The organism is Vibrio hepatarius (genome assembly GCF_043642085.1).
Taxonomy (GTDB): Bacteria; Pseudomonadota; Gammaproteobacteria; order Enterobacterales; family Vibrionaceae; genus Vibrio; species Vibrio hepatarius_C.
Genome location: NZ_JBHZSA010000001.1, coordinates 556,376 through 577,517 on the forward strand (window position 1 = coordinate 556,376; position 21,142 = coordinate 577,517).

General features: G+C 45.0%; 17 protein-coding genes. 8 read left to right on the forward strand and 9 right to left on the reverse strand.

Annotated elements, in window-relative coordinates:
- Positions 1–11 precede the first annotated feature (11 nt).
- The 5 genes from ACHUFZ_RS02465 (at position 12) to ACHUFZ_RS02485 (ending at position 5,161) form a co-directional block, all read left to right on the forward strand.
- The gene (locus ACHUFZ_RS02465) at positions 12–2,834 is read left to right on the forward strand and encodes an Hsp70 family protein (RefSeq protein WP_394125724.1); all 2,823 of its coding nucleotides are present in this window, start codon (positions 12–14) and stop codon (positions 2,832–2,834) included.
- Positions 2,835–2,934: 100 nt separating this feature from the next.
- Entirely contained in the window at positions 2,935–3,198 is a 264-nt protein-coding gene (locus ACHUFZ_RS02470; RefSeq protein ID WP_394125725.1) for a hypothetical protein, read from the forward strand.
- Between the two features lie 110 nt (positions 3,199–3,308).
- Complete coding sequence (locus ACHUFZ_RS02475) at positions 3,309–3,653, forward strand: hypothetical protein (protein WP_394125726.1); 345 nt, start codon at positions 3,309–3,311, stop codon at positions 3,651–3,653.
- An 82-nt stretch (positions 3,654–3,735) separates the two neighbouring features.
- Positions 3,736–4,335 carry a thiol:disulfide interchange protein DsbA/DsbL gene (locus ACHUFZ_RS02480; protein WP_394125727.1) on the forward strand — a complete coding sequence of 200 codons (600 nt, stop codon included), beginning with the start codon at positions 3,736–3,738 and terminating at the stop codon, positions 4,333–4,335.
- Positions 4,336–4,471: 136 nt separating this feature from the next.
- A complete protein-coding gene (locus ACHUFZ_RS02485) occupies positions 4,472–5,161 on the forward strand; it encodes a DNA-3-methyladenine glycosylase I (protein ID WP_394125728.1) in 690 nt (229 codons plus the stop codon).
- Between the two features lie 23 nt (positions 5,162–5,184).
- Here ACHUFZ_RS02485 and ACHUFZ_RS02490 read toward each other — a convergent pair whose 3' ends face one another.
- Both ACHUFZ_RS02490 and ohrR read right to left on the reverse strand, forming a co-directional pair.
- Complete coding sequence (locus ACHUFZ_RS02490; protein ID WP_394125729.1) at positions 5,185–5,739, reverse strand: GNAT family N-acetyltransferase; 555 nt, start codon at positions 5,737–5,739, stop codon at positions 5,185–5,187.
- A gap of 19 nt (positions 5,740–5,758) precedes the next feature.
- Complete coding sequence (gene ohrR, locus ACHUFZ_RS02495; RefSeq protein WP_394125730.1) at positions 5,759–6,217, reverse strand: transcriptional regulator OhrR; 459 nt, start codon at positions 6,215–6,217, stop codon at positions 5,759–5,761.
- Between the two features lie 124 nt (positions 6,218–6,341).
- Here ohrR and ohr point away from each other — a divergent pair, with 124 nt between their 5' ends.
- Entirely contained in the window at positions 6,342–6,764 is a 423-nt protein-coding gene (gene ohr / locus ACHUFZ_RS02500; protein WP_394125731.1) for an organic hydroperoxide reductase Ohr, read from the forward strand.
- A gap of 161 nt (positions 6,765–6,925) precedes the next feature.
- Here the strand turns inward: ohr and ACHUFZ_RS02505 are convergent, their stop codons facing one another.
- From ACHUFZ_RS02505 to metE, 3 genes are all read right to left on the reverse strand, one after another.
- A complete protein-coding gene (locus ACHUFZ_RS02505; protein WP_394125732.1) occupies positions 6,926–8,272 on the reverse strand; it encodes a YadA C-terminal domain-containing protein in 1,347 nt (448 codons plus the stop codon).
- Between the two features lie 178 nt (positions 8,273–8,450).
- A complete protein-coding gene (locus ACHUFZ_RS02510) occupies positions 8,451–8,921 on the reverse strand; it encodes a TetR/AcrR family transcriptional regulator (protein WP_394125733.1) in 471 nt (156 codons plus the stop codon).
- Between the two features lie 161 nt (positions 8,922–9,082).
- Positions 9,083–11,374, reverse strand: coding sequence for a 5-methyltetrahydropteroyltriglutamate--homocysteine S-methyltransferase (gene metE, locus ACHUFZ_RS02515; RefSeq protein WP_394125734.1), 2,292 nt, complete (start codon positions 11,372–11,374; stop codon positions 9,083–9,085).
- Positions 11,375–11,650: 276 nt separating this feature from the next.
- Here metE and metR point away from each other — a divergent pair, with 276 nt between their 5' ends.
- The gene (gene metR / locus ACHUFZ_RS02520) at positions 11,651–12,562 is read left to right on the forward strand and encodes an HTH-type transcriptional regulator MetR (protein ID WP_394125735.1); all 912 of its coding nucleotides are present in this window, start codon (positions 11,651–11,653) and stop codon (positions 12,560–12,562) included.
- A gap of 37 nt (positions 12,563–12,599) precedes the next feature.
- Here the strand turns inward: metR and ACHUFZ_RS02525 are convergent, their stop codons facing one another.
- The 4 genes from ACHUFZ_RS02525 to ACHUFZ_RS02540 all read right to left on the reverse strand — a co-directional run bounded on the left by ACHUFZ_RS02525 (position 12,600) and on the right by ACHUFZ_RS02540 (position 18,634).
- Positions 12,600–12,800, reverse strand: coding sequence for a DUF4250 domain-containing protein (locus ACHUFZ_RS02525; RefSeq protein ID WP_134833763.1), 201 nt, complete (start codon positions 12,798–12,800; stop codon positions 12,600–12,602).
- 86 nt (positions 12,801–12,886) lie between these two features.
- Positions 12,887–13,567 (reverse strand): hypothetical protein, encoded by a 681-nt coding sequence (locus ACHUFZ_RS02530; protein ID WP_394125736.1) that lies wholly within the window; start codon positions 13,565–13,567, stop codon positions 12,887–12,889.
- Positions 13,568–13,622: 55 nt separating this feature from the next.
- Positions 13,623–16,097, reverse strand: a complete 2,475-nt coding sequence (locus ACHUFZ_RS02535) for an EAL domain-containing protein (protein ID WP_394125737.1) — start codon at positions 16,095–16,097, stop codon at positions 13,623–13,625.
- Between the two features lie 53 nt (positions 16,098–16,150).
- Positions 16,151–18,634 (reverse strand): EAL domain-containing protein, encoded by a 2,484-nt coding sequence (locus ACHUFZ_RS02540; protein WP_394125738.1) that lies wholly within the window; start codon positions 18,632–18,634, stop codon positions 16,151–16,153.
- A 182-nt stretch (positions 18,635–18,816) separates the two neighbouring features.
- On the opposite strand from ACHUFZ_RS02540, the gene ACHUFZ_RS02545 reads away from it, so the two are divergent.
- Entirely contained in the window at positions 18,817–21,126 is a 2,310-nt protein-coding gene (locus tag ACHUFZ_RS02545; RefSeq protein WP_394125739.1) for a YgiQ family radical SAM protein, read from the forward strand.
- The last annotated feature ends 16 nt before the right edge of the window (positions 21,127–21,142 follow it).

A 21,142-nucleotide genomic window follows, 5' to 3' on the forward strand; every position in this document is an offset into this window, starting at 1 on the left:
TAAGGGTTTGTATGGCATCTCCTCGTTTTCTTGTCGGTATTGATTTAGGTACAACCAATACGGTTGTCGCATTCTGTGAAATCACCGACGACTTACAACAATCCGATGTATCCCTATTTAACATTGATCAGTTAATTGGCCCCGGCGAAGTGGTACGTAAACCTCTACTACCTTCCTTTCGCTACCACCCTGCACAAGGCCAAATTTCACCATCCGACCTCACTCTACCCTGGGAAGATCAACCCGTAGAGGGAGACATCCGCAACGTTATCGTTGGTGAATGGGCACGTGAGCTAGGCGCTAAAGTGGAAGGTCGTCAGGTCTCTAGTGCTAAGAGCTGGCTTTCTCACCAAGGCGTCGATCGCAGTAGTGACATTCTGCCTTGGGCAGGTGCTACAGACGTCGATAAAGTTTCTCCGGTCATTGCTAGCGCGAGTTACCTCAACCATATTCGCCAAGCTTGGAACTACCGTAATCCAAGTAATAAACTCGAAGACCAAGATGTTGTTGTGACAGTGCCAGCCTCATTTGATGAAACGGCGCGTAAACTGACACTAGAAGCGGCGCAACTCGCTGGCCTCAACAAGATTGTATTGTTAGAGGAGCCTCAAGCCGTTTGTTACGACTGGTACGCACGCCACCAGCACACTGCTGCTGATGAGCTAAAACAATTGCCTTTGATTCTGGTTTGCGATGTCGGCGGTGGTACTACTGACTTGAGCTTAATTGAAGCACGCTTTAATGCTGAAAGTGGCGCACAAGAAGAGTTGTCACTGGATCGTATCGGTGTCGGTGAACACCTGATGCTTGGCGGTGACAATCTTGACCTTGCCCTCGCTCACCTAGCGGAAACTCGCTTTAACCAATCGAAAAAGCTCAACGCAGCCAGCTTGACCAAGCTTATTCAGCAAACCCGAAAAGCGAAAGAGAACCTACTTTCTGCAGATGCCCCAGAAGAAGTAAAAATCACTATGCTTGGTAGTGGTTCAAAATTGCTGGGTGGCACCAAGAGTATCGGCCTTTCAAAACAAGAAGTGCACCAAATCGCCCTAGATGGTTTCTTCCCTCTCAGCGATTTTAATGACACACCAGATAAACGCCGCAGTGCGGTAGTCGAATTTGGCTTGCCTTACGTTGCTGACCCAGCGGTGAGTAAACACGTTGCGGAGTTTTTGAATCAGCATCAGCAAGTTTCTTACTCTGCGCTGAGTCAAGAAGACCAATCGCAGCCAGCGATACCAGTGGGCTTGTTGCTCAATGGCGGTGTATTTAACAGTGAGCTGGTTACTGAGCGCGTCACCAAGTTACTCGGCAATTGGCGCGGCGCTCCTGTCACGGTATTAGATAACCCACACCCAGACTGGTCGGTTGCGCTTGGTGCGGTGGCTTTTGGTAAAGCTCGTCGAGGTGCGCAACTAAAAATCGGTGGTGGTGCAGCTCGCTCTTACTTCTTGCATCTTCAAGAGAAGAACAAAATGGGTAAGGCGCTTTGCCTACTCTCAAAAGGGACCGAAGAAGGTCAAGAAATTCGTCTTAGTGGACGTCGCTTCTCGCTAACTCTAGGTGAACCGGTTCGTTTCAACCTACTGACAACGACTCACGATACGCTATCGAATAACACCGCGATTCAAAATGGCGTGATGGTCGATGTAGATCCTGACTTGTTCTCCCCTCTCCCACCTTATATCTCTACATTAGAAGGTGCAGGTGCCGAACTTCAAGCCAACCAAAAAGAACGTGTCGAAGTTCAACTCGCATGTCAATTGACTGAGGTCGGCACACTTAAGATGGAGTGTGTTCATGTCGATGATGATTCGAAGCGTTGGGCATTAGAATTTGAAGTTCGCAATCAGAAAGCGGATGATGAACAACAGCAAGATCTGCACCCTCGCCTTGGTGAGTGTAAAGAGCTGATTTCTCGCATTTACAGCAGCAATAAGAAGAGCGCGGACTCGAAAGAAATTAAGACTTTGGCCAAAGAGCTAGAGAAAAAACTCGGTAAACGTGATGAGTGGGATTTCACGACTTTACGCCACCTATTTGATGCCTTTGCTCTTGGTCGTAAACGTCGCCGCCGCTCTGAGCCGCATGAAAAGAACTGGTTACGATTGGCTGGGTTTTCACTGCGTCCCGGCTTTGGTGATGCCACTGATTCATGGCGTATAGAACAAGTTTGGGGACTCTATCAACAAGGGATTCAGTTTAAGAACCACCAAGGCTGGACGGACTGGTGGGTATTCTGGCGTCGCATCGCTGGCGGCCTTAGCCAAGAGCAACAAGAAACGATTCTAGCTGATATTGCCAAGTACCTTCACCCCGGTGCGATGAAAAATCCACAATCAGCCAAAGCAGCGCAAGAGATGGGTTACGAGTCTATGGTGCGTTTGGCTGCGTCATTAGAACATTTAGAAGTCGAAGATAAAGTACTACTCGCTTCTTGGTGTCTAAGTAAGGCCATCAACCACAACCAGTTTGAACAAGCGCATTGGTGGGCATTGGGTCGACTAGCATCACGTACGCCTCTGTACGGCAGTCAGCACAGTGTTATTCCACGCGAGCAAGCTGAACAATGGTTACCAAAACTGCTAGAGCAAAACTGGCAGAAAGAGCCAATGATTGCCTTCGCGGCTGTGATGATTTGTCGTAAGACTGGCGATCGCCTATTTGATATCTCTGATGACTTCCGTAATCAAGTCATCGCCAAGCTTAAACAAAGTAAGGTTCCAGATTCTTGGCTCTCACTCGTCGAACAAGTGAAAGAGTTGTCAGAAAGTGAATCGAAGCGAGTCTTTGGTGACGCTTTACCGAGCGGTTTGACCTTAGTTCAACATTAACCGATAAAGCATGCCGACGTCTCGTTTGGCATGCTTTTTCATTGATACTTCTTAATCAAGAAGTACCCTTGAAGGCGTTATAACAAACAACAGTACAATCATGAATAAGCATAATATTTTTGGTAGTTTCACTTCTTTACTTGGGCTTTTCGGGCTGGTGATGCTACTCGTCTCCGATTCACATTTCCCAATCTTACAATGGCCGTATGAAGCGTTCCAAGGTCTGGTATTTTCTTTCGTATGGGGCTTTGGCGTATCAACTCTGGTTGGCCATCTCTACGCTGTTCTTGTCATTGTGACGGTGATGGTGGTCTGTTTTGCCATCGGCCATAAACTATCTCGACTGTTAACACGTAATTCGTAACCGCTCACAAGCGTGAAAAATGGCCTTAAGTTAACATCTTCAAACACCTTTTCTTCTCATTAGGTGTGATTTTAGTTAGCTTACAGCCTAGGTAGGTTAGGAACACTAGTTTGATCAATCGGAAAATAGTCATCTCGTTGTTTATGTCGTTCGCACTGGTTTTTGTTACTGGTGTTGCTGCTAGTGCACAAACAAACGAGCTCTCCTACTTACCCAATGACTTAAGCAAAGTTGTTAACGGGCAGCTTCATCCGGCAGAATGCCCTCAAACCGATCACGGTAACGAAAACATAAGCCATCACTGCTGTGGTTCAGTATGCTTATTCAAGATGCCACTTTCGCAATCTGTATCGCTAACCAACCCCCTCTCAGCTTCTTTAGCACTGATAGGACAAGATATATTTGCTAAAGCCGTCTCTCGTATTCAAACGCTTTTCCGCCCTCCTATAGCGTAACCCTAAATCTAATCCACGATTCGACTCCATCAATTGATTGAGTCTAAACACTATTTATCTGAATTATTTTAGGATTTCACTAATGAAGAAGTTATTCGCACTTATCGCGACTATGGCGCTGTCACTCTCTGCCCATGCGGCCCAATTTGAAGAAGGTACTCACTACAAGGTGCTGGATGTTGAGAAATCAGCAACCTCAAAAGTAACTGAGTTTTTCTCATTCTATTGCCCGCACTGCTACAAATTTGAACCAGTGATCGATAACCTTAAAGCGTCACTTCCTGACAACGCGACATTTGAAAAAGTACACGTCGCGTTTATGGGCAGCGACATGGCTGTTCCAATGGCGAAGTCATATGCCACTATGGTCGCTCTTGATGCTGAAAAGACCATGGTTCCAGCCATGTTTAAACAGATCCATGAACTAAGCAGTGCACCAAAAAATGAGCAGGCTCTACGCCAAGTGTTTATCGACAATGGCGTTGATGCAGACAAGTTTGATTCAGCTTATAACAGCTTTGTCGTCAACTCGATGCAACGTGGCTTCGATAAGCAGTTCGAGAAAAGTACTTTAACTGGCGTGCCAGGCGTTTTGGTCAACGACAAATACATTGTTAAACCCGATCAAATTCGTTCATTTGAAGAGTACAACAAGCTAGTAAATTACCTGCTGACTCTTTAACTAACGTCATGACTAATGGGATAAAAGCCAGAGCCATTCGCTCTGGCTTTTGTTTACTTATTTCCTACTAAGAAACTGTCATCACTTGTAGTAGGATATCTGCAAACCAATAGTAACTTCCGAGACTGAGCGCCCCATGACACTTGAAAAATTTGATGATATCTACCATCGAGCCGCGGATAGAAAAGGTGGAGAAGCGAACTTAGAGTCGCTATTGGCTACTCCTTTAAGTCGAGAGGAGCTGTTAGAAATCCCCAATGACCGCTGGTTAGCTGCGTTCAGCATGAAGGTATTTCAAAGCGGTATTTCTTGGAAAGTGGTTAGAAACAAATGGCCAAATTTTGAAGAGGTGTTTTTCGGTTTTAAGATTGAACCGTTATTAATGCTGTCAGAAGAACAATGGGATAACAAAGCAGCGGATACTCGAATCATTCGCCACCACGCTAAAGTGAAATCCATTTTGGCCAATGCTCAAATGATTCATGAGGCCTCTATCGAGCACGGCTCTTTCGCCAATATGGTCGCCAACTGGCCAAGTGAAGATATCACCGGTTTGTGGCTCTATTTGAAGAAACATGGTAACCGATTAGGTGGCAACACTGGCCCGTATAGTTTGCGTCAATTAGGTGTAGATACCTTCATTTTATCTGGAGATGTAGAAAGTTATCTACGAAACTGCAAAGTTATTGAAGGCGGAAAAGATACTCAACGTTCGCTGGCCGCGACAAATGAGGCATTTGCTCAGTGGCAACAAGAAAGTGGCCGTGGTCTAACTCAGATCAGTCAAGTTATCGCCTACAGTACAGGCGATAACCGAGTTTTATAACTGGGTTCAATAATCCGGTTTTATTACTTACTAGACTCTCGCCATTGTTGTTGAGTGATTCGATACAAACAGTGGCGTTCTAACTCATGTCCTTTGGTTAGTTTCGGATGGTCAAAATCTTGTTCGGTATTCACCATACCAATTTTCTCCATCACCCGCTGCGAAGGATGATTAGGTAGCGCGGTAAACGAGTAAACTTCAGGCAAGTCGAGTTGGTTGAACGCAAAATCTAACGCAGCTTTGGCAGCCTCTGGCGCGTAACCTTTACCCCAATGTTGTTCGTCTAAACGCCAGCCGATTTCAACAAACGGTGTGTTAGGTATTTCTCGTTGCTCATCTTGCCCAAGCAAACCGACAAAGCCCAAAAACTCTCCCGTTTCTTTTAGCTCTAATGCCCAAAATCCCCAGCCATGATTCTCAATGTAAGCTTTCGCACGGCCAATTTGGGCTATAGTTTCCTCTTCAGTCATCACTGATGGAAAGTAGCGCATGACCACTGGGTTAGCATTCAATCGAATGTATGGCTCAACATCGCTATCTTGCCATTGCCTTAATCGTAAACGTTCGGTTTCTAACATGCTTCCCTGCCCTTAATCATTAATCGAGTGTCGCGATAACTTTTTCGCACAGCTTCTTTAAAAGAATCAACTCTTCCAGCTCAAGCTCTATTTTGCATTTCATTGCTTGTGGCACAGACAGCGCTGTCGACTTCAGATCAACGCCAGAGTCGGTGAGTTTTAATACCCTTACTCGCTCATCTTGCTCGCTGCGACCTCTGCTAACAAAGCCTTTCGCTTCAAGTCGTTTCAGTAAAGGTGTCAAGGTGCCTGAGTCTAGGTGCAATCTAGCACCGATATCTTTTACGCTAATACCATCACTTTCCCACAATACCATCATCACTAGGTATTGCGAATAAGTCAGGTCAATCGCATCAAGTAGCGGACGGTATGTCCGAATCACTGCATTTGCTGCGCTGTAAAGAGGAAAACAGACTTGATTATCTAATCGTAAACTCTCTTCTTGAGCGCCAATCATGTCACTGTCGCAACTGACCATACTCAACCCCTAATAAGTAATTAAAAAATAAATTGCGCACAATATACTTGCATTCAAGCCATTTCTCGATCTAATATTGCAAACAATTAAATTGCGCACAACTTAAATTAATAAGGATGACATCATGGCTACTCTATACAAAACTCAAGCAACTGCACTAGCTGGTCGAAATGGCCAGGTAAAAACTGACGATGGTCTTCTAGATCTTGAACTATCGTACCCGAAAGAAATGGGCGGTTCTGGTCTAGCAACAAACCCTGAGCAGCTATTTGCTGCAGGTTACTCTGCGTGTTTCTCAAACGCCATTTTACACGTCGCTCGTGAAGGTAAAATTGCACTCAAAGAAGCACCAGTTACTGCTGAAGTGGGTATCGGCCCTAATGACAAAGGTGGTTTTGCACTAACGGTTAGCCTGGCCGCAGCTATCGAGTTGCCTCAAGAACAAGCGCTAGAGCTAGTGCGTGTCGCTCATCAAGTTTGTCCATACTCAAATGCCGTACGCGGAAACATTGATGTGGTTGTGACTGTCAATGGTGAAGCGATTTAAGCGCTAGTGCTGTAAAAGGAGAAAGAAAAGGAATTTGGAAGGTTCTGAAAATGCACTATATGTATCGGCAACCATTTGAAACAGTTCATATAATACATTTTCAGAAACCCCCTACCGCAGTGGTAGGGGTAAACACGTATTAGATGTTTGTAGGGTATTCGTTAGAACTTGTACTGAACACCTGCACCACCAGAAACTTCTGAGTAAGAACCAGTCGTTACGTTTAGTGTCATTGAAGCAGATAGTGAATCAGTGAAAGCATGCGCTGCACCAAATGCGACTGCACCAGCATCACCTGCGTAACCAACACCAGCACCGATTGCAGTATCACCTTCAGATGATAGGTAAGGACGCGCGTTGTTTACAGCGTGAACACCCGCCATTACACCGTCCATTTTCTCGTCTAGGCGGTCAACTTCACCGAATAGTGTAGCGATGTCTTGTTTGTTGGCATCGATTTGCTGTTGCTGTGAAGCGTAAGTTGTAGCGTAGATTTCAGCTTGTTGTGCTTGGTAGGCTGTTAAGTTCTGACCTGATTCAACAAGCTCTTGAACTGCTTCTTTAACTGTTTCGTTATCCGGTTCGATTACTGGAGTATCTTCAATCGGCGCAGGTGCAGGTTGTTCGCCTTCGATTGGGTCAACGTGTGGTGGGTTGTCAATAGGCTGTTCTGGTTCGATTGGCTCAACAATTAAATCACCATTGTTATTACGTGCGTATTCTTTTGCACGTTCATAATTATTATCTTCAGCAATTTCACGAGCTGCTTGTTTAATGCGAACGTAGTTGTTTTCTTCAGCCAGTTCACGGGCTTCTTGCTTGATACGCTCGAAGTTGTTATCACGTGCAATCTGTTTAACACGCTCATAACCGTTTTTCTCACCTTCGTTTTTGATAGCGATTTTAAAAGCTTCTTTTACACCGTTACCTTTAGCATTACTACGAAGTGCATCAATGAAATCTTGTGCGTTGTCGGTATCAAGACCAACAGGATCGTGCCCCTCACGGATAAGAACTGCATTACCGTTATCGTCACGGTAAATCATTACTTTGTGGCCTGCTTTTTCCATTGCAGCGTTGAATGCTTCGATCTTGTTATCAATAGTGATTTCTTCAACAGGTGGGTTGATTCCTTCAGGAAGTTTTTCAAGGTATTCACCGTGTTCAATAACAAAATCTTTCAGGTTCTGAAGTTGTTCAAGGTCTTTCGTAGTGCGGTCATCAGTATCGCCACGGTGAATTGCTGAAAGGTTAATTTCTTTCTGACCTTTCTTGCCTTCTTTGATGTAAACAACTACATCACCATCTTCAACACCGAAAGTTAAAGGAATTTCATTGTGTGCTGCCCATGCTTCAACCATTGCAATTTTATCTTCAACTAAAGCATCTTCTTGAACGTATTCGTAAAACGCATCCCATGAATCGAAGTTAACGCGATACGATGCTTCTTCAGCAACAACACCAAAAGAAGTCGAAGCGATTAAAGTAGCTAGAATAGTCTTTTTCATTTTTTGTACCCTACAAAAACAAAGCGTATTAGTACGCATTTAATTTCAAAATAAAGCGAGACGGCATACCGTTTCGCTGTTGACGGGGTGCATTATAGGGAACGCATGACTTTAATCAAGTACTGGTACGCAAAAAAGTTCAATTAATTTAATTTAAAATTATAAGCCATTGTTTTAATTAATGATCCATATAAGAAAAAATTGTGCGGCCCAATACCATTTGTACTGATTGCTGTGCTTTTTCTTCGCCAATGCTTTGTGCAAGCATTTGAACGATCTTCATAACAGCTACACGGGAGTGTTGTGATGTGCCTAGATTCATTATGTTCGTCATTAGCATGCGCACTACTTCTCGGAAGACGTGCGACTCTGGATCATGGAATGCTCTATCCCAAGATTCAATAAATGCCTCACTGGATGTGAAGTTAAGCTTTTGAACTGCTAGGGGAAACACCTTTCCTTGTAAGGCAGTTGCAAACATCATTTTGCTTTCGTAATAACGCTGTACGCTCGACTTACCCATACCGGTTTCTTTAGCTAATCGGTCGTAAGTGACATGATCCCACCCTTCTGTCATGAAGATCTGAAATACGATGGCATCCATCGCTTTCTTCTTACGTTCTCGTTCTTCTGCGCTTATACGTGCCATATTGTGATTCCCCTAGTTTTCGAGTTCGGGTAATAATACGCAAAGCGGCAGCCATGTAAAACGAAGGCGATAGGTTTGACGTACAATTAACACTTATAGGGTAGTAAATAAAAAGCCGACCTTAGTCAGGTCGGCTTTTGCGTTAAATGCTCATAGATATATTAGACTTCTTCGGCATGCTCTTTACGTAACTGTTTCGCTGCAAGAACCATGTTAGCTAGTGATGCTTCTGTTTCTTGCCAGTTTCGTGTTTTAAGCCCGCAGTCTGGGTTTACCCATAGGCGCTGAGCCGGGATCTTCTCTGCTGCTTTATTGATTAAGCCTTCGATCCACTCCTTAGTTGGAATGTTAGGCGAGTGAATGTCATACACACCTGGGCCAATTTCATTCGGGTAATTGAACTCTTCAAACGCTTTAAGTAGCTCCATGTTTGAACGTGATGTTTCAATGGTAATCACATCGGCATCCAATGCAGCGACGGAGTCGATGATTTCATTAAACTCTGAGTAACACATATGAGTATGGATTTGTGTTTCTGGCTTAGCGCTCGCTGCCGAGATCTTAAAGGCATCTACCGCCCACTCTAGGTACGCTTTGTGGTCACGCTTTTTCAACGGTAGGCCTTCGCGTATTGCTGGCTCATCAATTTGAATAATGTTGATGCCTGCATCTTGCAAGTCTGACACCTCGTCACGCAGAGCCAATGCCAACTGGTCAGCGATTTGTTTACGAGTGATATCTTCACGCGGGAAGGTCCAACACAAAATCGTAACCGGGCCTGTCAGCATGCCTTTCATCTGTTTTGAAGTTAATGATTGCGCGTAGGTAGACCACTCAACCGTGATCGGCTTTTCACGTTCAATATCGGCAACCACAATGGCTGGTTTCACGCAGCGAGATCCGTAGCTTTGTACCCAACCAAACTTGGTGGTTTGGAAACCTGCTAAGTTTTCCGCGAAGTACTCCACCATATCATTTCGCTCTGCTTCACCATGCACTAGGACATCGAGATCTAGTGCTTCTTGGCGTTTTACCGCATCTGCAATGTGACCTTTTAGTGCAGTTTGATACTCTTGCTCGGACAGCTTTCCGCTGCGATAAGCACTGCGTTGAACTCGAATTTCACTCGTCTGAGGAAAAGAACCAATGGTCGTGGTCGGGAACAGAGGTAAACCAAGCACTTCATTCTGATGCGCTGCACGCTCTGCATAGGGCGCACTTCGCTCTGTCAGTGACTTTGTAATGCTGTTTAAACGGGCTTGCACCTGAGGTTTGTTCACATGGGTTGCAGTCTTACGAGCCTGAATTGGCGCGCTGTAGGTATCACAGGCTAGGATCGCTTCTTGGCTCCCATCCAGCGCTTTTCCGAGTAACGCCACTTCGGTCACTTTTTGTTTCGCAAACGCAAACCAACTCTGAACCTCGTCGCTTAAAGCAGGCTCTAGGTCTAAATCGACCGGGCTATGCAGCAATGAACATGAACTTGCCACCCAAAGCTTGTCACCTAGTTTCTCTTTCAGCGGCTTGAGGAGTTCAAGTTGTTTACTAAGATCTGCTCGCCACACGTTGCGGCCATTAACCACGCCAGCTGACAGTACCCAATTGCTTGGTAACTTCGCCGCAACCTGTTCTAGTTGCTGTGGAGAAGCCGATAAATCAATATGCAGGCCGTCTACTGCCAGTTCGACGATTTTATCGAGAGAATCGACCACTGAATCAAAATACGTGGTCAGTAATACTTTTACATCGCTTCGAATCACCTGATAGGCCAACTTAAATGAATCTAACCAAGGTTTGTCCAATTCAAGCGCTAGAATAGGCTCGTCAATCTGCACCCACTCAACGCCTTGTTTGGCGAGTTTCGCCAGAATCGCTTGGTAGGCAGTCAACAAACGTGGCAATAATGACAATCGGTCAAAACCTTCTTCAACTTCTTTACCTAGGTATAAATAGCTCAGAGGGCCAAGTAGCACTGGTTTTACATTATGACCCGCTTTAACTGCTTCATTCACTTCCTCAAACAGCTGCGGCCAACTCACTTCAAAGCTATCGTCCTTGCTAAACTCAGGAACAATATAGTGGTAGTTAGTGTTAAACCATTTAGTCATGTCTGATGCAGCGTGACCACTACAATCACAGCTTGCTTGAGACTGACCGCGACCGACCTTAAATAAGGTATCTAGATCCGGGAAGCCGCTTTGGTGACGCTTAGGCACATGCCCAAGTAACAGTGTCGTGGTTAGAACATGGTCGTACCAAGCAAAATCACCTGCGGCGACAAAGTCTAAACCCGCGTCGGCCTGAGTTTGCCAGTTTTTGTTGCGCAGTTCGCTGCCGACAGATTTCAGTTCAGCTTGGCTGATTTCTCCGCGCCAATATTTCTCAAGGGTAAATTTCAGCTCTCGTTTGTCACCAATGCGAGGGTAACCAAGTATGTGCGTCGTTGTAGTCATTGTGTTCATCCTTAATTCTGCAAGTTCTAATCTGTTATTCTGTTCAGCTCATCACTTAGGATGTCTGGATGGCTAAACTATCTCGCTAAACCGGACAATCGACAATCGACAAATATTCAACTTGTTTATTAAAAATATTCATGATGATTTTCTTCTCAACTACTTAACTAATAATTAAACTCTCTTGAACTTTCAGACGTCTAGATGTTTACACTCCTATAAAAACACGTTAGGTTAATATTATTCATGCTTAAACAGTCTGACTGAAGGGAATTCATGATAGAGCTAAAGCACTTACGAACACTCACCACACTCAGAGATACAGGGTCGCTCACGGCAACGGCGACGACTTTACATTTGACTCAATCCGCCCTCTCTCACCAAATTAAAGATTTGGAGGCTCGAATTGGGGGGCAGCTGTTTTTGCGTAAAACTAGACCGGTTAAGTTCACTTCGGAAGGAGAGATCTTACTTAAGCTCGCTGATGATGTGCTGCCACGACTGGCTAAAGCCGAGAATGAAATTGCCAGTCTCAAAGAGGATGTGAACGGCCGACTGCATATGGCGATCGAGTGCCACTCTTGTTTTCAGTGGTTGATGCCAGCGCTTAAAGAGTACCAAGTTGCTTGGCCGAGTGTGACGCTCGACTTTTCATCCGGTTTTGGCTTTGAGCCCTTACCAGCATTAATGGCAGGCGAACTGGATCTAGTGATCACTTCGGACATTCAACCACGTTCTGAAGTGCATTATGAGCCGCTGTTTGATTTTGAAATGCGTTTAGTTACCTCCATCTCGCATCCACTGGCTGGAAAAGAGTGCATTGAGCCAGAGGATTTAGCCGATCAAACCATGCTTTCCTATCCAGTGCAGAAAAACCGCTTAGACGTGGTTAAACACTTTTTACAGCCGGTTGGCATTGAACCCGCAAAATGGAAACAGGCCGACAATACCTTGATGCTAATTCAGATGGTTTCTGCTGGATTAGGTGTGGCTGCCTTGCCGAACTGGGCAATCAGTGAATTTTCGAGGCAAGGCTTAATCAGTAGTATTCCACTGGGTAGTGGTTTGTGGCGTCGCCTATTTGCAGCGACACGTCATGCAGACAAAGATAAACGCTATTTGCAGGCTTTCTTTAATACCGCGAGGCAGCAGTCTCAAAGTCACCTTGATGGGATCAAAACTGTTTAAGCAGAAAATTAAAAAGGAGGCCTAAGCCTCCTTTTTGCTATCTCTCATAAGATTTGAACTGATTGGTCAATGGATCGTATTGATAACCCAGCACATCCAGCTTACCAATCACCGTTTCTACATCCATTTCATACATAGAAACAAGCTCTTCAAAGCTATCACACTCTAGACGCAGCTTTTCATTCACTATGCCTAACAAGATGATGCTATCAAAGTTGCTCACATTGCTCAGGTCCATGGCGGCCTCCTATTCCACATCTACTCTTTTTATAGTAGACGCAAAGTCACCGCCTTGAAGTGAACTAGCTTCAAACTCTTAACTGATTACAGAACAAATAACGCCTGATTTGACGTTGCTGATAGAAGCAAAAATACCAGTGCGATAGCAAGCTGGCCTTTGTTGATCTCTTTCGATGCAAGCAAGTGCCAAGCCCATGCAACGATAGCAGTAATCAGCAGCGCAAAACTGGTTAACAGAGGCTGAGTCACAGACGTTAGCACGTCACTCTCTAGGCCATAGGCTTTAAGCAAGATAGCTAATGACATCATCATTGCAGCAACCACACCCGTGACAGGTAAAATACGATGAAATGCCTGCAAACGTGTACGCGCGATAGTAAGTAATAAATGCGCCAGCAAAGCGCCCAGCAAAAACACTTGGAATAGGACACTTAAACCCGCAGCAATCGAAGTTTGTGCGCTGACCTCAATACCGACATAAGCCAAAGCAAGACCATTGGCTAGGTACATCACCCACATAGGACCTTGGTCACGCGTCTTCTTGGTTTGCACTTGAGAGTAAAAATAAGCAAGAGCAAACACTATCATCATGGCTTCAATTCGCAGTGAAGCAACGGCAAGCCAAAGTATCGCTAGAGAAGGCAACATTTTATGGATACGGCCTCGTTGACCGGGACAAATATCACCTTTAACAAGAATAAGGGTCAAGAGAAGTTGAGCGCCCAATAACATTGGCGCAAACACGGCAAGTAGCTGCTGGATCATGGTGTCATCAAACTAAAATTATTACTGGCTGCGGATAATAGCAGACTGGTTAATTTTAGCTATCAGTGAAGTAAGACATTATATCTTGGTGCGTCACAAGGCCGAGATATTCTCCGACCGAATTGACCACAAGCCACGGTGGGCTAATCCCTTGCTTTAATGTTTCCGTCACTTGATCATTGTTCTCTTCCAGAGCCAAAGTATGGATATTTCGCCGCATGACCTGATTTAACGTTTTGCGACTATTTACAATGTCATTGCGGGTTTCAAACTTGGTCCCCGCTGTTGGCGAGAGATGTAGATTCACTTCCTCAAGCCCCACTACTCCGACGCACACATTGCGATCGAGAACCGGAATCACTTCTAAGTTATATTGTTCTGAGGTGAGTAACGAGCGCGCTCTTTCAATCGTATCATCGGGCGATAAACACGGCAGGTGCACCTGAGTAATACTCAATATGTTGGACTTTAATTTGCGGCCTTTGCCAGAGAGAAACTGCTCAAGCTCTTCACAATAATCCCACGCCTTTTCAAGATCTTGAATCGGTAACGGTTTTGAAAAGTAATATCCTTGGATGTAATCAACCCCTAACGAGCAGACCGCTTCAAGCTCATTTCGAGTTTCTACTCCCTCGGCTACCACTTTGACATTAAGCGTATGGGCTAATTGAGTGATCATTTTGACTATATAATATTTGTTGGTCCCTTCCATGAGGTTAGTGACAAACTCTTTATCAATTTTTATCACATCAAAATTACTGTCACTCAAGTAAGAAAATGAGCTGTACCCGGTACCAAAATCATCAATCGCGACCTGCACACCTCGACGGCGAATATTTCTTATCAAAGAGGACTGACGAGATTCACTGTCAAAGTAGGCGCTTTCGGTTAACTCAATCGTCACGGTTTCCGGACGTTTGGCGTATTTATGGACCAACGAATCCGCGCTTGCGAGCACTTCATCAGTATCTAACTTAGTGTTGAGAGAGCGATTAATCGTTACGCCTAAGTGTTGGCCAAATCGTTCTTGGATATGGTTAAGGTCTTGCAGTGCTCTTTGCCCCACACACCAGTCTAAATCGGCAACCAAATCTAGGTCTTCGGCGATATTGACCATCTCTTGTGTATTGAGCATCTTACCATTTGGTCCTTTAAAACGACTCAATGCTTCAAATTTCACCACGTCCCAATTTTTGGTATCGACTATCGGTTGGTAATACACCTCTACGTCTTTGGTTTTGATCGTTTTTTCCGCCCACTCCTCTAGCTCTTTTCTGCGTAATACTTGTTTATGAAGTACGCCGTGATAAAACGTAATTTGTCCCCGACTCGTTGCGCTGTGTTCTAACATTGCTTGAACAGAATGAGCCACCAGCAGTTTGGGATCATGGGTATCTTGACCTAACACTGATACGCCAATTCGGCCTGTCATAATCGCATTGTAAATCTGGGTGCCGACATGATGGTTGATAGAGGAAAAAAAGCGCCGTATCGCTTGGTGAATCAACCGCACCTGCGATGGACCTTTGACTTTATTACATTCCACACAAGCAACGAAATGGTTACTGCCTAGATATCCTACTTCAACCGCTTGCGGCTCTTTGGTCAGGTGTTCAGATAAAAGCGCCTTAAGTTCAAAGTCCTCGGTATGGTCAAACGGAGGTTGGAAGGCAACAACCATGGTCACCTTTTGACTCCCTTCGCGTTGGCTTCGGTAGGTAACTGCACGAATGAACTGAGTTTGAGTAGGCAGTTGAGTCAGTAGATCGATCCCGCCATGTTCGACATCTTCAATACGGTAGATATTATTGGAAAGATCGAGCAGCACCGTGACATAAAAGATGCCCTCTTCAAGCATGATACGTTGAATCGTGACATCTTGAGGATAGGCTCTACCTTCGGCGCTTTGGAGTAACATCACCCCTGACCAATGACCTGACTGCTCAATCTCACACCACATTTTTGTGTAAAAATTGGCGCTATGCCTATCTGATTGCAATGACGCAAAAGGCTGCCCTTTTAACTCAGAGTTGGCATAACCCGACAAAGACAGAAAATTGTCGTTACAGACTATAATGCTACGTTCTGCATCGATTAATAACACCCCATGATGGGCATTATTGAACAGCTGACCAAACAAGGCTCCGATACTCAGAGCGGTTGCTTGAAAGAAAAATAAGGGAGTGAGATGTCCAGATGCCAGCTTTCCGTCATCGGTTTTAAAGGTCATTTCAACGTAGCAGCATTGATCACTTTCCAACCTCAAACAGCAATTAAATCGTTGCAACCCCTTTTGTGGATTAAGATTGGTCAACTTCTCTAATAAGATGGTTTGATCGTGATAGCTCATGCAAGGCATTAACACATTGCCAGTCAGTGAAGGCAAGTCAGCATTTAGAACTTGTCGGCAGCGTTCTTCATCAATATCCAGTCGGTGTTTAGCAATATCCCACCGCCACTCGATAGACAAATGGTGAGAGTACCGCGACAAAACCGGAGTACTGGTGCTAGAGCCTTGCACTTGGGCCATTTGCGCCTCTTTAGTTTAGCTATAACTACTACTAAAGATTAGAACATTAGTGGCTAACTAACATAACTATTATTAACTAAACACTTCAACGCTGACTTCTGACTGACCAACCCTTTAAAAATGCCTTTGTCATCAACTAAGCACCAAGGGAAAGGTCTCTCATTCGCGACCAGTTGAGCAATTTCCGCCTGAGGTGTCTGCCAATGCAAAGTCGTCACAATCGGCTGCATGACTCTATTTGCTGGTTTATTCCAATAGGCGTTTTCTTTGTTTGATTCTAAATCCGTCCCCATATTGGGAGTAAGGTGCAAATTGATGCTTGGTAGGTCGATAAAGCCGACACACTCTTTCGTTTCAACCACTGGAAAACATTCGTGCTCGCCTTCATTGAAGTATTGGTAAATTAGTGAAAGCGGCTCTCCGGGATCAATATGATGCGAAACCTCTACAATCTGACCAAGTGACTCTTCTGATACTGGTTGTTCCTTTTCCGCGACTCGATAACAATCTTGGTTTGTAGGTAGTTCAGCTAAAGGGAGCGGTTTAGAAAAGTAGTAACCCTGTATCAAGTTGACGCCAAGATCTCTCAGTGCATCTAGCTCCTGATCGGTTTCAACGCCTTCCGCGATCACTTCCAAATCGAGCTTCTCGGATAAATGTACCAATGCCTTGACGATATTGTACTGCCTTGAATCAGGCGTGATATTTTGAATAAACGTGCGGTCAATTTTAAGGGTATCGAAGTAGCACTCTTTCAAGTAGCGAAATGAAGCGCTACCCGTACCAAAGTCATCAACCGCTATTTTCACGCCAGCGCCTCTTAACAGTGACAAGATCTCTCTGTTTTCTTCGTCACTATCAAAGTAAGCACTCTCGGTAAATTCAAAGGTGATAAGTTCAGGTTCCGTTCCCTGAGCATCAAGGATCTTAGCTGCCCGCTCAAGAATGTCGGTCAGCTCTGTAGTGGTTTTCAATGAACGATTAACGGACAAAGAAACATGACTACCGAAACGTTGCTGTAAATCTGGAAACTGCTGCAGTGCACTGACTAAGACAAGGTCGTCTAGCTCAACCACCTTATCTAGGTCTTCAACGGCCTCGACCATCTCTTGGGTTGAAGCGACAAACTCCTCATGCTCAGGAAAACGACATAACGCCTCAAACTTCACGACCTGCTGCATCTTCAAGTCAACAATCGGCTGAAAGTAGACTTCAATGTTTCCTTTGCTCAATGTAGCAATGACATGTTCTTCAATGCGTTTCTTGCGCTCAATCTGCTGATGGATCTGGCGATCATAAAAGTTAATCCTTCGCTCATGGCCTGAGTGAAGTTCCAAAACCGCCTGATAAGCATGAGAAACAAGTTGGCTCGGTGTGGTCGCATCAGCCTGAAACACAGACACACCAGTGATTCCAGACTTTAAAGCCATGGCGACCGGCAATTGGGCGTGCTTAAAACTATGGAATAGCTTGGTAATTGAACGGCCGATTTGAGCCACCACATGCTGGTTACTCTGATATTCAAACGGTAAACACAAAGCAAAACAGTCGTGACCTAGGTAACCACAGCAAAGAGTGTGCGCATTGTCTTTTAGATAACTGGCAAACTGCCTTTTCACTTCCGCTGTGGAATCTAGCTTTGGCTGCAGCGCAACAACGACTAGACCTTGCCCTTTTTGGATGTCATTACACGAATGCGTCAACAGTGCTAGAAATCCTTCTCGATTTGGCAATTGAGTGAGTAAATCGATACCACCACTTTCAATGTCATCGATTCTTTCTAACTTACCGGAAAGATCGGCGGAAATACCGATAAAAAATGGTGCGCGGTTAGTCGACTGAATCTTCTGAATGGTCAGGTCCTGCGGAAAAACACTACCATCGGCACGACGGGTAAGAATTGTTCCGCTCCAGTGGCCTTGCTGTTTTAACTGTCCCCATAGATGATCGTAATAGGCATCACTGTGCTTTTCTGCATTGAAGATGCTGGTTTTCAGTCCGGTAATTTCGTTATTGGCGTAACCCGTTAACTCTTCGTAGTGATGATTGCAGACCAAGATTTTGGTCAACTCATCTGCGACAAGAATGCCATGATGGTGATTTTCGAACAGAAAGTAGAATACTTCGGTTAATTGGTGCTTATCATTGATGATCAGACTTGGGGACAAGGTGCCTGAAAGTTGATGCGGACTAACCCGATCAATCTTAATCTCAACATAGGCAAAAAGAATATCTGGGGCTAATAAGCAACAACTCACTCGTTGCGAATTACCGCCTTCTAAAACCAACTTAAAAGCTTGTTTGATCTGTGCACGCTGCGATTTAGGCAATAAATCAAACAACAACCCTGCACTTAATTCATGTTGTTCGTCACCAAACAACAAAGCCTTAAGCGCTTCATCGCATTGTAATAACTGGCTTTTTATATCAATTTGCCAATCATAAACACTAGATTTATCCCACTGAACCGGAGCGGTTTGAGACTTCGATATTTGATTGATCGCGTTAGGCACGATACCCCCAGACAAAATAAGCACTCAGACTCATAATGTAGCGAAATTTATAGAAGCAATGTTTTATTTGGTTAACACTTTCAACACTCGGCTATTTCCATAGGTAAATTATGGGTACTTTCTGCCTATTAGATCACAAATATTTGAGGTAGATAGTCGCCGTCCAAGTCGCTATAATTCGCGCTCCTTGAAACTGAGAGCAAAATATGTACAGCAACGTTACTCCTATTCATGAGCACAAAAAATATTGGGCAGAATGCTTCGGCACTGCGCCATTTCTTCCTACAAGCCGAAAAGAAATGGATGCCCTAGGATGGGACAGCTGTGACATTATTATTGTTACTGGTGATGCTTACGTTGATCACCCAAGTTTCGGTATGGCGATCATTGGCCGACTGCTTGAAGCTCAAGGCTTTCGCGTCGGTATTATTGCCCAGCCAGAATGGAGCAATAAAGATGCATTCATGAAGCTTGGTAAACCAAATCTATTCTTTGGTATTACTGCGGGCAACATGGACTCGATGATCAACCGTTATACCGCCGACCGTAAACTTCGTCACGACGATGCGTATACGCCTAACAACGAAGGTGGCAAACGTCCTGATCGCGCGACTCTTGTCTACTCTCAGCGCTGCCGTGAAGCCTACAAAGGTGTTCCACTTGTTTTGGGCGGCATCGAGGCAAGTTTGCGTCGTCTTGCTCATTACGACTACTGGTCTGATAAAGTCCGTCGCTCTGTACTATTTGATGCAAAGGCGGACATTCTACTGTTCGGTAATGCTGAACGTGCATTGGTTGAGGTTGCTCACCGTCTAGCTGATGGCGAAGATATTTCTACCCTAACCAATATTCGTGGTACCGCAGTAAACCTAGCTGCCGAGCCTGAAGGCTATAACATCATCGACTCTTCGCGCATCGAAAAGCCGCGTAAAGAAGCCTTTATTCCGCCAAACCCATATGCGGTTGAAGAGCAATGTGACACAAAGGCTAAAACAGAAGAGCCGGAAGCGAAACCAATTACTATTCGCCCTTCGCGCCATGATGCAGCGACAACAGCGGTACGAATCCCGCCGTTTGAAAAGCTCAACAACGACCGTATTTTGTATGCTCATGCCAGTCGTATTATGCACCTTGAAACCAACCCGTATTCAGGCCGTGCATTGATACAACGTCACGGTGATCGTGAGCTTTGGGTCAACCAAGCGCCGATCCCACTATCGACTGAAGAGATGGACCATGTGTTCGGTCTCGCTTATGCACGTGTACCCCACCCTATGTATGGCAAAGCGAAGATCCCAGCTTATGACATGATCAAAACGTCTGTGAACATCATGCGCGGGTGCTTTGGTGGTTGTTCATTCTGTTCGATTACCGAACACGAAGGTCGTATTATTCAAAACCGTTCAAAAGAATCGATCCTGAACGAGTTAGAAGAGATCCGCGATAAGGTACCTGGCTTTACTGGCACCATCTCAGACCTTGGTGGTCCAACGGCTAACATGTACCGTTTGGGTTGTAGCGATCCTAAGGCAGAAGCCAACTGTCGCCGACCATCGTGTGTGTTCCCGGGTATCTGTAATAAACTCAATACCGATCACCAACACACCATCGACCTTTACCGTGAAGCACGTAAAGTCGAAGGCGTTAAGAAGGTAATGATCGCCTCTGGTGTCCGTTATGACTTAGCCATTGAATCGCCAGAATACGTACGCGAACTTGTGACTCACCATGTAGGTGGCTACCTTAAAATTGCACCTGAGCACACTGAGAAAGGCCCACTGGATCTGATGATGAAACCAGGTATGGGCACCTATGATCGTTTCAAAGAGATGTTTGAAAAGTACAGTGCTGAAGCAGGTAAAAAGCAGTACCTAATTCCTTACTTTATCTCAGCGCACCCAGGTACCGAAGATGAAGATATGCTCAACTTGGCGCTTTGGCTGAAGAAGAACAACTTCGAATGTGATCAGGTACAAAACTTCTACCCTTCTCCGATGTGTAACGCGACGTCAATGTACTACTCGGAAACTAACCCGCTTAAGCGCGTGAAGTACAAAAAGCGTGAAGAGGTACCGGTAGCCAAAGGTGAGCGTCAACGTAGACTGCATAAAGCGCTACTGCGTTATCATGATCCTGATAACTGGGCTATCATCCGCGAAGCTCTAATCAGCATGGGTAAGAAGCATTTAATTGGTGATAAACCAAACTGTCTTGTTCCTGCTGAAGACGTTGATGCAAAAACGCCAGCTCAGCGCAGAAAGTCAGGCCGTCATGGTTCACAACGTTTTGCGACCAAACATACTAAGAGTCAACCGGGATTCGAGAAGATGAATGGTGAGCAACGTGCTAATGGTAAAGGTCGCGGTAAACCTAATGCTCAAGGTAACAATAATAGTCAGAGCAAAGGTAACCGTAACGGCAAACCAGGTGGAAAACCAAATACACCTCGTGGTGGTAAGCCAGCTGGCCAAGGCAATAACAAGCCACCAGCAGGACGCAAACCAAAACATCGTTAACTTAGTAAAAATCGCA